The organism is Halosimplex aquaticum (assembly GCF_028747785.1).
GTDB lineage: Archaea > Halobacteriota > Halobacteria > Halobacteriales > Haloarculaceae > Halosimplex > Halosimplex aquaticum.
Genome location: NZ_CP118158.1, coordinates 4,235,485 through 4,247,429, shown reverse-complemented (window position 1 = coordinate 4,247,429; position 11,945 = coordinate 4,235,485). Strand labels below are relative to the sequence as shown.

13 protein-coding genes are annotated in these 11,945 nt (G+C 65.6%); 4 read left to right on the top strand and 9 right to left on the bottom strand.

The genetic code is table 11. The annotated features are described in order from the left end of the window. Nucleotides 1-138 precede the first annotated feature (138 nt). The 9 genes from PSC72_RS20885 to PSC72_RS20845 all read right to left on the bottom strand — a co-directional run bounded on the left by PSC72_RS20885 (nt 139) and on the right by PSC72_RS20845 (nt 6,356). On the bottom strand, nt 139-660 hold the full coding sequence (locus PSC72_RS20885; protein ID WP_274323357.1) for a chemotaxis protein CheD: 522 nt from the start codon (nt 658-660) through the stop codon (nt 139-141). A 3-nt stretch (nt 661-663) separates the two neighbouring features. Next, the gene (locus PSC72_RS20880; RefSeq protein WP_274323356.1) at nt 664-1,878 is read right to left on the bottom strand and encodes a chemotaxis protein CheC; all 1,215 of its coding nucleotides are present in this window, start codon (nt 1,876-1,878) and stop codon (nt 664-666) included. Beyond that, on the bottom strand, nt 1,875-2,234 hold the full coding sequence (cheY, locus tag PSC72_RS20875) for a chemotaxis protein CheY (protein WP_274323355.1): 360 nt from the start codon (nt 2,232-2,234) through the stop codon (nt 1,875-1,877). Before cheY ends, PSC72_RS20880 begins: the two co-directional genes overlap by 4 nt. Nucleotides 2,235-2,413: 179 nt before the next feature. Beyond that, nucleotides 2,414-2,992 carry a DUF7500 family protein gene (locus tag PSC72_RS20870; RefSeq protein ID WP_274323354.1) on the bottom strand — a complete coding sequence of 193 codons (579 nt, stop codon included), beginning with the start codon at nt 2,990-2,992 and terminating at the stop codon, nt 2,414-2,416. Nucleotides 2,993-3,050: 58 nt separating this feature from the next. Further along, the gene (locus tag PSC72_RS20865; RefSeq protein WP_274323353.1) at nt 3,051-3,704 is read right to left on the bottom strand and encodes an archaellin/type IV pilin N-terminal domain-containing protein; all 654 of its coding nucleotides are present in this window, start codon (nt 3,702-3,704) and stop codon (nt 3,051-3,053) included. 250 nt (nt 3,705-3,954) lie between these two features. Next, on the bottom strand, nt 3,955-4,230 hold the full coding sequence (locus PSC72_RS20860) for a DUF7521 family protein (protein WP_274326205.1): 276 nt from the start codon (nt 4,228-4,230) through the stop codon (nt 3,955-3,957). Nucleotides 4,231-4,423: 193 nt separating this feature from the next. Continuing rightward, complete coding sequence (locus PSC72_RS20855; RefSeq protein WP_274323352.1) at nt 4,424-4,759, bottom strand: ArsR/SmtB family transcription factor; 336 nt, start codon at nt 4,757-4,759, stop codon at nt 4,424-4,426. Between the two features lie 177 nt (nt 4,760-4,936). Next, nucleotides 4,937-5,662: an RAD55 family ATPase gene (locus PSC72_RS20850; RefSeq protein ID WP_274323351.1), complete on the bottom strand. Its 726-nt coding sequence runs from the start codon at nt 5,660-5,662 to the stop codon at nt 4,937-4,939. 244 nt (nt 5,663-5,906) lie between these two features. Beyond that, the gene (locus tag PSC72_RS20845) at nt 5,907-6,356 is read right to left on the bottom strand and encodes a chemotaxis protein CheW (protein ID WP_274323350.1); all 450 of its coding nucleotides are present in this window, start codon (nt 6,354-6,356) and stop codon (nt 5,907-5,909) included. Between the two features lie 187 nt (nt 6,357-6,543). Between PSC72_RS20845 and cheB the strand changes: the two genes are divergently transcribed. From cheB to PSC72_RS20825, 4 genes are all read left to right on the top strand, one after another. After that, nucleotides 6,544-7,662 (top strand): chemotaxis-specific protein-glutamate methyltransferase CheB, encoded by a 1,119-nt coding sequence (gene cheB / locus PSC72_RS20840; protein ID WP_274323349.1) that lies wholly within the window; start codon nt 6,544-6,546, stop codon nt 7,660-7,662. Beyond that, nucleotides 7,663-9,825, top strand: a complete 2,163-nt coding sequence (locus PSC72_RS20835) for a chemotaxis protein CheA (protein ID WP_274323348.1) — start codon at nt 7,663-7,665, stop codon at nt 9,823-9,825. A 63-nt stretch (nt 9,826-9,888) separates the two neighbouring features. After that, nucleotides 9,889-10,698 (top strand): CheR family methyltransferase, encoded by an 810-nt coding sequence (locus tag PSC72_RS20830; RefSeq protein WP_274323347.1) that lies wholly within the window; start codon nt 9,889-9,891, stop codon nt 10,696-10,698. Then, nucleotides 10,698-11,924 carry a HEAT repeat domain-containing protein gene (locus tag PSC72_RS20825; protein WP_274323346.1) on the top strand — a complete coding sequence of 409 codons (1,227 nt, stop codon included), beginning with the start codon at nt 10,698-10,700 and terminating at the stop codon, nt 11,922-11,924. Before PSC72_RS20830 ends, PSC72_RS20825 begins: the two co-directional genes overlap by 1 nt. The last annotated feature ends 21 nt before the right edge of the window (nt 11,925-11,945 follow it).

The following is an 11,945-nucleotide window of genomic DNA, read 5'->3' as shown; positions in this document are numbered from 1 at the left end:
TTGAAATTACGCCGGGGGCCGCGAAAGAAACGTCAGACGTAAATTTCGGTAGATTCGGCGCGAAAGTAGCGTGTTCCCTGAAGAGTGAAGTGCGTCCCCGTCGGACGCTCGTCAGACCTACGTTCCCTATCTCTGATATTACAGCGTGATCGCGTCGCGGTTCGCACTTTTGACGATGAGATCGCCGGTCCGGGCGTCCAGTCGGAGCGACCGACCGTGGTCGCCGCCGACGTCCTCGCCGACGACGGGGATGTCGAACTCCTCGAGCGTCCGCCGGCCCTGTTCGACGTTCCGGACGCCGATGCCCGACCCGTTCTCCGAGAAGTCGAGCATGTCGCTCCCGCCGGCGATCTTCGCTTCCATCCGCTCGCGGTCGGCGCCGAGCCCTTCCATCTCGGTGACGAGTTCGCGTATCCCCGAATCCGCGAACTTCGCCCCGTTCTTCCCCTCCATCTCGTCGATCGAGGGGAGCATGACGTGGAGCAGGCCCGCGACGTCGGCCCGTTCGTCGTACACGGCCACGCCGAGACAGGAGCCGAGGCCGCTCGTCGTCAACACGGCGTCACCGGTCGTGACCTTCGACTCGGCGATCCCGACCTTGATGCGCTCGGGCTCGGCCACCGGTTCGCTCTCGGCCGTGGTCCCGTCGTACACCTTCATGTGTCAGAATATCTTTTCCACGTCGGCCTCGGTCTCGTCGGCGCGTTCGACGAGTAGTTCGTCAAGCGCCTGACGTAATTCTTTTTCGTTCGGGAGCGCGTGGATCTCGGCCCCGAACTCGATGTCGTCGGTCCGCATCTCCGAGTCGATGATGAAGGCGTGCTCCTGGTGTTGACCGACCTGCGCTGCCAGCGGATCGACGATGGCGCTGCCCATGTCGTGGACTAGCCGCGGGGGCGTGTGCTCGACGGACGTCTGGAGCACGTTCGCCCAGCCGTCGACGAACCCGGAGGTCATGATGTTGCCGAGCTCTTCGATCGCCATCTCGTGCTGGTCGGTCAGCTCGTCGGCGTCCATCTCGACGGGCATCATCGCCTCGGCGATGTGGACGGCCGACGCCTCGTCGAAGAGGACGAGCAGGAAGCCGCTGGGCACGCCCGTGAACTCGACGACCGTCCCGACGTACGTGTCGGTGCCGACCTGCTTCGGGACATCCTCGATGGGCGCGAAGCTCAGCTGGGTAACCTCCGCCTCCGTCTCGATCCCCGTCATCATCTCGACGTTCGCGGCAGCCTGCGCGGTGCCGTCCTTGGTCATCTCGTTGAAGACCTCGAGCTTGTCGACCGGGATGGCGTCGTCCTCGGTGTCGGTCGTCCGCGACATCACGTCCGCGAGCGGGCCGTACTCGGGGAACATGTAGATGTAGAAGCTCACGGACTCCCCGACCCACTCGATCTCGCTCTTGAAGACGAACACGTGGTCGCGCTCCTCGTCGCTCGGCGGGTCCGGGAGCATCGCCGTCCCGTCGCCCTCGACGTAGTTCGGGGTCGAGTGCTCGATGGTCGTCTCGAGGAAGTCCGCCCAGCCGTCGATGAACCCGCTCATCATGATGTTGCCGATCTCCTCGACGCTCGATCGGGCCATCGCGTCGTCCCCGGAGCCCCCGGGGACGAGCGACTCGACTATCGTCTCGCTGCCCGCGCGGTCGAACACCAGGACCGTGTCGCCTGCAAGCTCCCCGTCGAACGCGAACTGAACGCCGACGTAGTCGCCGTCGGCCAGCTGCTCGCCCACGTCCGCGCGGTTGACCAGCGTGATCTTCGTCACGTCGACGACGGCGTCGAGGCCGGTCATCTGGCACAGCGACTGGGTAGCCTGCTCGGCGCCCTCGTGGGCCAGGCGGTTGAACGTCCCCAGCGACTGGACGTCGATCTTCATGAGGGGACGACGTCTTCGATCGCTTCCATCACGCTGGGCTTCTGGAACGGTTTCGTGATGTAGCCGTCGGCGCCCGCTCTGACCGCCTCTTTCATCTTCTCCTCCTGGCCGACGCTCGTACACATGATGACGTTGGCGTCGGGGTTCGATGTCTTGATCTCGTCGGTCGCCTCGATCCCGTCGCGGATGGGCATCACGATGTCCATCATCACGAGGTCCGGATCGTGTTCCTTGTACGTCTCGACCGCTTCGACTCCGTTCTCCACCTCCCCGACGATGTTGTGGTCTTCTTCCAGTATCTCCCGCAGGAGGTTTCGCATGAACTCCGAGTCGTCGGCTATCAATACGTCTGACATGGGCCTATCACCTCTGTGGTACTGTGAAAACCAAGATAAAGCCTTCCCGTAAATTATCGTGATTGATAGCAACGTGCGGCCGCGTCTCGGCCGAAAATCGACCGACGGTTCGTCGAACGGCGACCGGTCCGGACCCAGAACGCGGTCCGGCGGCTCGAACCAACCGGCTCGTTCACGAATTAGATCCGGAAGCCGTCCTCGTCGCCGACGGCCGCGATGAGGTCGGCGATCGAGTCGTCGGGAGACAGCTCCGTCGATTCGAGGAGCCGGCGGAGGCTCGCGGGCGGGTAGCGGACCGGGACGTTCGCCTCCATCAGGAGGATGCCCAGCACCTCTTCGACGGGCGTCTTCCCGTCGATCTGCTGGGCGTACCAGAGCACGAGGCTCTCGAAGATCGTCACCACGTCGTTCGAGACCATCTGTCGCTGCTGTATCGACCCGTCGAACGTCGCCGTGATGTCGAACCCGTACCGGGACCCCGTGTCCTCGAACTGCGTCTCGAGGAACGCGTGGACGTCGGACTCGGTGAGTTCGGGCGGGTCGGCGGCGCCGTCGGTCGCCTGTTCGACCGGCGGCCCCGACGGTTCGTCGGTCCCGTCGTCGACCGTCGGAACGTCGTCGATCGGGCCCCCCGGCGAGACGACGTACCGGCCGTCGTCTATCTCCGCGACGTGCTCGTCCTGCGTGATGTCGAGCTCGTCGGGCGAGAGAATGGGGCCGTCTTCGGCGTCCGACGGGTCGTTGTCGCCCTTGGCCATACGCTGTTATCTGCGATAAAAGGGTTTAGTTCCGTCGAATGAAAGGACTTCGACAGGTTTAGAGCTGAACCGCTTCGGCGCCCGAGAGCGTCTCGGGGACGGTCAGCTGTTCCGTCGTCGTCGCACCGGACTTCGTCGTGATCTTGACGTTGACGGACGCGCCTTCGGGGACCGGTTCGCCGAAGAACGTGTATCCGTCACCGGTCAGAGTGGTGCTGTACGTCGGGTCGTCGCTGTTGACGGAGTCCGTACCGAGGTCGAAGACCATCACCATGCGGTCGTCCGGGTCGTTGAGGACGGGGTGAGATTCGTCAGCGTCCTTGAACGGGACGATACCGAAGTGACCGTCCGCGCCGGAGGCGTCCACGCTGGCGTTGACCAGGTTGTACGTCCCGGACGGACCGACCCACTGTACGGTCGCGTTCTCGAGGTCGATGTTACTCGCCCCCGGCGACTTCTTGAGCGTCATGTTCACGACGCCGACCTTGGAGTCAGCCAGGTGGGTCCCCGTCGACGCGGCGACCTGCAGCCGGTTGGTGACCTGCTGTCCCGACTGCTGCCCTGTCTCCTCTGACTTCGTCTGCAGGAAGCCAGCCGTGTTGATCAGTACGCCCGCTGCGATCGCCGCCACCAGGACCATCGCGATGAACACGATGAGCGTCCCGATACCGACCTGCCCGCGTTTTCGTTCGTTACGTTCGTTTTGTAGCATGGATTCTCCGCCCGGGGCGTTGCGGTGCGCCCGGACTCTACTCCGAGAATCCTACTCTCCCGTATTAAGGGTATCTCCCCAATTATCGAGAATAAAATCAGAGAATGCCAGATCGGGGAGCGTTCTCAATCGTTAAAACCACCGCGTAGATAGTTTAATACTCGCGATATGGGAAAATTGGCCGAATGGCATGGGCCGTCGAATTACCCGAGAATTAATCTAGAATATGATAATGCTACCCGGGCCGAGTTCAGTCGTACGTGACGAGACTGTACATCACGAAGAGGTAGCCGAAGGTCGTCAGTCCGCTGTTGACCAGCAGGAGCGACCGCGGCCCCGCGAAGCCGGTGACGAACGCGCTGATCATCGTCGCCGCGGCACCGGCCACCGCCAGCGAGAACCCGAGCGAGAGGTGGAGCATCGACCGTCGAGACGTCTGTACGTACGCGCGCATAGCCATGCCGACCATCGTCAGTCCGGCGACGACGAAGACGATCGTCGAGACGGCGTAGAGAAGTTCGATCACTGTAACCACGATATTTCGAGGGTTCTCGACACCCTGTATTAAATCCACCCTCGAAAATATCTTTCCTGATAATCGACAGCGGTCCGAAATGAACGGGTCCGACGAGCGGATTATCGCAAGAGGGCTGTCGGCCGAGCGGCGACGGGCGGTGTCGCCGCGCTGGGGACTGAAATCGATACTGCCGCGTGCGCGTCTAACTCTCGGAGAGGGTCCGCCAGGCTTCGTCGAGCTTGTTCGTGACCTCCGAACGCTCCTCGATGTCGACGGTCAGCGACTCCTCGAAGTCGATGTGTACCGTATCGACGTTCCGACGGTAGACCTTGATCCGGCGCCTGTCGTCCGAGAGGATGTTGTCGTGGAGTTCGAGCAGGTTGTGTTCGGTCAGCTCGTCGATCCGTCGATAACAGGTGGCGATCGGGATCCCGAGTTCGTCGCTCAGCTCCTGGGCGGATTGGGGCTCGTCCGTCGCGTCCAGGATCTCTGCACTGTATTTGTTCCCCAGTGTTTGAAGGATCTCGGCTGAAGCCATCCGTTATCAAAACGTATATTCACCACAGTATAAATCTATCGCTGCCGGTACGCCTACATTACGGGACTGGCGCGACCCCTTCACGAGACCCGAGAAGCGCCTCGAAGAAGGGCTCTCTGGGCCATTTCACCGAGTAATAACCGATTACAAACGTGAAAATCGGGGGTTTCGCTTCCGTTACAGCGGGGTGTCGTCTTCACTCATCATCGAGAACGCGCTGGCGTTCTGGTGGACCCGGATTCCGCCCTGGGAGATCTCCATCGGGAAGATGTCAGTTTCGATGTCCTGCTTGCGCATCTTCGCCACCCAGACGTAGCGGTTGACGCCGGACTCGGTCGGCGTCTGGATCAGGTAGATGTTCCCGTCGGTCAGGTAGTTCTCCAGGCCGATCTCCGTCTCCGGGAACACCGCCCCCTGTTCGTTGGTCATCAGCGTCGTCAGGTCGTTCTGGCTCAGGATGTCGGTGAACTTGAGGAGGTAGGTCCGCTTTTCCTTCTCGTTCTCGAAGAACAGCTCGAACATCGCCAGCGAGTCGAGGACGACCCGGTCGTAGTCGTTGTCCTCGAAGTCGTCGAGCAGCAGTTCCAGCGACGACGAGAAGTCGTTCTCCCGGAGGAGCACCTTCTTGTCGTACACCTTGATGTCGCCGTTCTCGACGTGTTCCGCCCAGTTGTCGAACCCGAGCGACTCCGCGGCCTCCCGGAGGTCCTCCGCGTCTTCCTCGAACGTGAGGTAGATCCCCTTCTCGTCGAACTGCTCGACGCCGTTGTAGATGAACTGCAGACAGAGGATGCTCTTGCCCGCACCCGGATTCCCGCTCACCAGTGTGGTCGAGTTCTTGACAATACCACCGTTCAGGATTTCGTCCAACCCGTCGATGCCAGTTTTCGTTAGTTCGATCATGTCTTCCGTGGATCCCCGCGGCGTTCGGCTTGTGAAGCATCGGTCGTCTTCGGTAAAAAGTCTTGTTCATGCGAGTAGTTGCGGCCCTGACTCCGTCAGGCGAGGCCTACTCCCGGACTCGAGGCGGACGCGACAGGCCCTGGAGCAGTGTCCGATCGACCGGGTCGAACGAGCGGCGCGGCGTCCGCTGATCGGTGAGTTGCGTCGCAGCGAAGGCGTTCGGCGGATTTTCGTCGAGGAGACGTCAGGCGGAGTGGACGGCTTTCGGGTCGACCCAGATGACGAAGTCGTCGTCGCGTTTGACGACGCCGCGAACGGCGACCTTGTCCTGTGACGGCGAGTCGTCGACATCTTCGCGGTCGACCTGAACCACCTGGAACACCTCGTCGACGATCCAGCCCGCGGCTCCCTGGTCGTCGACGATGGCCGGGTCGAAGACGATGATGCGACGCTCGTCGCCGTCGCCGTCGATGCCGAAGACGACCTTCGGGTCCACGATAGACGTCGTGCGCCCGCGGAGGTCCATCACGCCGCGGATGTGCGGCGGGGAGTTCGGCACCGTCGTCACCTCGCCGACGTCGACGATCTCTGTGACGTAGTCGATGCTGACGCAGTAAGTCTCCTCGCCGAGGGCGAACTCGAGGACCTGCCCGTCCGTCGCGCTCGTCGACGAGTGCTGGGTGTTGGATGCCATAGCTGGCCGTTGGAAAATGTGCCCGGGACGGCGACTTAAGCGTGTCTGCCGGGTTATCAGCATTGATTTCGCGGGCGGAGTCTTTATGCCCGACCTACCGCAGTGTCCTAACACGTATGGTGCCGGCTCCGGCGGGGTTCCGGGGACGGGTTTCGGGCCTCGCCCGAGCCGTCACCGGGGGCTTCACATGGCAGTAGGATCGTCGCCACGAGCGGTCGTCGCCGACGACTCGCATTTCATGCGGAGCGTCATCTCCGACATCCTCGAACAGGGCGGGATCGACGTCGTCAGCATGGCGAGAAACGGCCGCGAGGCGGTCGAGGCCGTCGAGGCGACCGACCCCGACGTGGTGACGATGGACGTCGAGATGCCCGAGATGAACGGCATCGAGGCGACCGACCGGATCATGTCGACGCGACCGACCCCCATTCTGATGCTGAGCGCGCACACCGACGAGAACGCCGACGTGACGTTCCAGGCCCTGGAGAAAGGGGCCGTCGACTTCTTCCGCAAACCCGGCGGAGAGGTGTCGATGGAGATGTCCCGTCTCCAGGACCAGCTCGTCGATATCGTGACCTCCGTGGCCGCGGTCGACCCGACCGACTCCTCGGACGTCGCGTCGGCCCGGACGGCCGGATCTGACGTCGCGACCGACGTCGACGCCGGGGCCGGCCCGGACAGGGACGAGCCCAGCGACGCGGAACCGGCGGCCGCGGGCGCCTACGTGGACAACCCGACGGTCGTCGTCGGCTCGTCCACCGGGGGGCCGACGGTCGTCGAGCAGGTCCTCTCGGATCTGCCGCTAGACGCGGACCTGCGCGTGCTCGTGGTCCAGCACATGCCGAGCGGCTTCACCGGACGGTTCGCCGAGCGCCTCGACGCGCGGAGCGAGTACGACGTCCGCGAGGCGTCGGACGGCGCGAAGATCGGCGGCGGCGAGGCGCTCATCGCCGCCGGCGACTACCACATGGAGGTGACGAGCTACCGACGCGGCCGACTCCGCGTCGGGCTCACGCAGGACCCGCCTGTCAACAACGTTCGACCGGCCGTCGACGTGACGATGGAGACGGCGGCCGAGACGATCACGGACCCGCTCGCGGGCGTCATCCTGACCGGGATGGGCGAGGACGGCGCGGCCGGCGTCCGCGCCATCCACGCCGCCGGCGGGTACACGGTCGCGCAAGACGAGGCCACGTCGGCGGTCTTCGGGATGCCCAAGCGGGCGATCGAGACCGGCTGCGTGGACGGCGTGGCGCCGATCAACGACGTGGCGGCCGCGATACTCGATGCATTCGAGGTGACATAAATGGACGACCAGTATCTCGACGCGTTTATACGCGAAAGTGAGGAGGCGATAACGAACCTGAACAACTCGCTGCTCGACCTGGAGAGCGATCCGGACGACCAGGAGGCGATGGACTCGATCTTCCGGACGGCCCACACGCTGAAGGGCAACTTCGGCGCGATGGGCTTCGAAGACGCGAGCAACCTGGCACACGCCGTCGAGGACCTCCTCGACGCGATGCGCCAGGACCAGATGGAGGTCACCGCCGAGCGGATGGACCTCATCTTCGCGGGCGTGGACATGATCGAAGTGATCGTCCGCGAGATCGAATCCGAGGGCGAGTCCACGACCGACACCGAGGAGATGGTCGCGCAGCTGCGCGCCGTCCTCGAAGAGAGCGACTTCAACGCCGAGACCGGTGCCGTCGAGCCCTCGACCGCCCCGGCAGGCGGACCCGCGGGAGACGCGGAGAGCGCCGGTGCCCCCGTCGACGACGACGGCGGGTCCGACGACGGGCTGGACCTCGACGCGCTGGGCGTCTCGCCCGGTGACGCGGACGAGCAGATCGTCCGCGCGCGGGTCTCGGTCGGCGAGGGCGACATGCTCGGCGTCGACGCCATGCTCGCGCTCGACCGGATCACCGACGCCTTCGACCTGCTCGGCGCCGCGCCCGACCGCGACGCGATCGAGAGCGGCGACTTCGAGGAGGACTTCGTCCTCGCGCTCGACGCGCCCGACGCCGACGCGGTCGCCGCCGAACTGGACGCTATCAGCGCCGTTGAGTCCGCCGACGCCACGGAGCTGAGCTCCCCTGATCCGACCGGGGCCGACCCGGCCCCTACCCCGAACGACGGGGCGGCCGACGCGGACGGCAAAGAGGGCGCCTCGGTCGACGAGATCAAGTCGGTCCGCGTCGACGTCGACCAGCTGGACGACCTCCACGGCCTGGTCGAACAGCTCGTCACCAGCCGGATCAAGCTCCGCCGGGCCGTCGAGACGGAGAACCTCTCCAGCGCCTCGGAGAACCTGAACGAGCTGGACAAGATCACGGCCAACCTCCAGAACACCGTGATGGACATGCGGCTCATCCCGCTGAAGAAGGTCGTCGGCAAGTTCCCGCGGATGGTCCGGGACCTCTCGCGTGAACTCGACAAGGACGTGGAGTTCACCATCGAGGGCGAGGACATCGAGCTCGACCGCACCATCCTGACGGAGATCTCCGACCCCCTGATGCATATCATCCGCAACTCCCTCGACCACGGGATCGAGGCGCCCGACGAGCGGGAGGCGGCAGGCAAACCCCGGACGGGACAGGTCGAACTGCGCGCCTCCCGGGAGCGCGACCACGTGATCATCGAGGTCGAGGACGACGGCGCCGGCCTCGACGTCGAGGGTATCAAACGCAAGGCCGTCGAGAAGGGCGTCCGCTCCTCGGACGAGATCGAGGCGATGGACGACTCGGCCATCTACGACCTCGTCTTCCACCCCGGCTTCTCGACCGCCGACGAGGTGACCGACACGAGCGGCCGCGGCGTCGGGATGGACGTCGTCCACGACACCGTCACCCAGCTCGACGGCTCCGTGAGCGTCGACTCCACGGAGGGTGAGGGCACGACCGTCTCCCTGCGCCTGCCGGTCACGATGGCCATCGTCAAGGTCCTCTTCGTCGAGGTCGGCGACGAGGAGTACGGCGTCCCGCTCAAGAACGTCGACGAGATCACCCGCACGAGCGAGGTCAAACAGATCAACGGCAGCGACGTCATCAAGCACAACGAGGACATCTACCCGGTGATCGACCTCGCCGAGCGCTTCGACGTGCCGGGCGCGGGCGGGAGCGCGCCCGCCGAGGCAGGTGCCGCCGAGACCGGCACTGCCGCCGACGCCGCCGGCGGACCGACCGAGTCCGGCGACGGCGGTGCAGCGGCCGTCTCTGCGGGTGGTGCCGGTGTAGACGCCGCGGCGGCGAACGCCGCGTCGAGCACCGCGGGACGGGACGAGGGAATGCTCGTCCGCATCCGCGAGTCCGAGCGTCAGGTCGCTCTGCGGTGTGACGCCGTCAACAGCCAGGAGGAGGTCGTCGTCAAGCCGCTGGAGGGGATCCTCAGCGGCACGCCCGGCCTCAGCGGCACGGCCGTGCTCGGCGACGGGAACATCGTCCACATCCTCGACGTGGTGACGCTTTAATGTCCGCGGCCACGGAGCGATCGACGTGATCGACCGACGCGACACCGCGGGGGGCAGACGGGAATGAGCCAGGACACCGACCGCGCCTTCGACGACCTGCTCGGGTACATCGAGCGCGAGCTGGACTTCGAGTCCGGCTTCTACAACGAGGCGTACCTCGACCGGCGGATCACCGCCCGGATGCGCCGCACCGACACCGACGACTACCGGACCTACAAGGGGCTGCTCGAAGACGACGACGGCGAGCGCGAGGAACTGCTCGACTCGCTGTCGATCAACGTCACCGGGTTCTTCCGCAACCCCGACGCCTGGGAGTCGCTACGCGGGGTCCTGCGGGACCTGACCGCCGAGCAGCGGTCGGTCTCGATCTGGAGCGCGCCCTGCGCCGACGGGCGCGAGCCGTACTCGATCGCGATGCTCGCGCTCGACGACGACGAGGTCGACGCCCGCCGCGTCGAGGTCCTCGGCACCGACATCAACCGCGACATCCTCCGCACCGCCCGCGAGGGGCGCTACGAGACCTCCCAGACGACCGACATCGAGTCCGAGCTCGAACCCCTGTCGACCCCCGAACGGTGGGTCGACCGCGACGGCGACGTGTTCACCGTCAGCGACCGGGTCAAGGACCTGGTGACCTTCGAGCGCCACGACCTCATCCGCGGCCGCGAGAAGCGCGGGTTCGACCTCGTCCTCTGCCGGAACCTCCTCATCTACATCGACGCCGACTACAAGGTGCCGATCTTCGACACCATCACCGGGTCGCTGACCGAGGAGGGGTACCTGATGATCGGGATGACGGAGACGCTCCCCTCGGAGTTCCGCGACCGGTACGAGGCGGTCGAGAAGCAACACCGCATCTACAGACGCGCCTGATGTCACTCTACCAGCTCGAACGCGACAGCGACGTGCAGGAACTCATCGGCGTCCTCCGGCGCAGCGACAACCCGGAGCTGCGCGCTCGCGCCGCCGAACTGCTCGGTAACTTCCCGGATCACGACGACCGCGACGACGTCGTCAACGCCCTCAGCGGCGCGGCCGCCGAGGACGACAGCTCGGAGGTGACCGCCGCGGCGGTCGACTCCCTGGACGAGATGGGCGGCGACGCCATCGAGCGGCTCATCGCCGACGTCGCGGGCGTCGACTTCGGCGAGGGCGCCGACTGGATGAAGGCGAAGGCGTTCGTCCGCGCCCTGAACGCCGACGTCCCCGAGCTACGGATGGCCGCCGCGAACGGCCTCGGCAACCTCGAACAGAGCGACGCCGTCCCGAAGCTCGTCGAGTGCTTCGACGACCCTGACCCCCGCGTCCGCGCTCGCGCGGCCCGGGCGTGCGGACAGATCGCCGACTCGCGGGCGACCGGCGCGCTCGAAGACCTCCTCCGCGACGACAGCGCCACCGTCCGCCGGGAGGCCGCCGACGCCCTCGGGAGCATCGGCAACCGGCAGGCGCTCTCCGCGCTCCTGCCGCTCTACCAGGACGACAACGAGCGCGTCAGACGGATCGCCGTCGGCGCGTTCGGGAACTTCGGGAACGCCCAGCCCGTCGAGTACCTCGTCGCGTCGCTGACCGACGACTCGGCGGCCGTCCGCCGGACCGCGGTCTACTCGCTCGTCCAGTTGCTCTCGAACGTGCCCACCCAGCAGAGCCACGAGATCCGCGAGACGATCGTCGAGCAACTCAGCGAGACCGACGACCGCAACGTCGTCGTCCCGCTCGTCGAGATCCTCGAAGAGAGCACCCAGGCCGCCCAGCAGCGCAACACCGCCTGGTTGCTGGGCCGCGTCACCGAGGCCGAGGAGCGCGAGCGCGTGGTCGGCGCCCTCGTGGGCGCGCTCCGGGCCGACGACCAGATGACGACCCAGTTCGCCGCGACGAGCCTCGCCGAACTCGGGGGCGAGGCGGTCGAGGACCGACTGCTCGCGCTCGTCGACGACGACGGCGCGCCCGCCGAGGCCCGCGCGCAGGCCGTGTTCACCCTCGGCAAGGTCGGCGGCGAGCGCTCGCGCCAGCGCATCGACAAGCTGCTCGACGAGACCGAGAACGAACAGATCCGCAAGCGCGCCTTCTCGGCGATTTCGAAGCTGGGTGGTCGTGCGTGACCGCCCGAGCCCGGTCGGCGA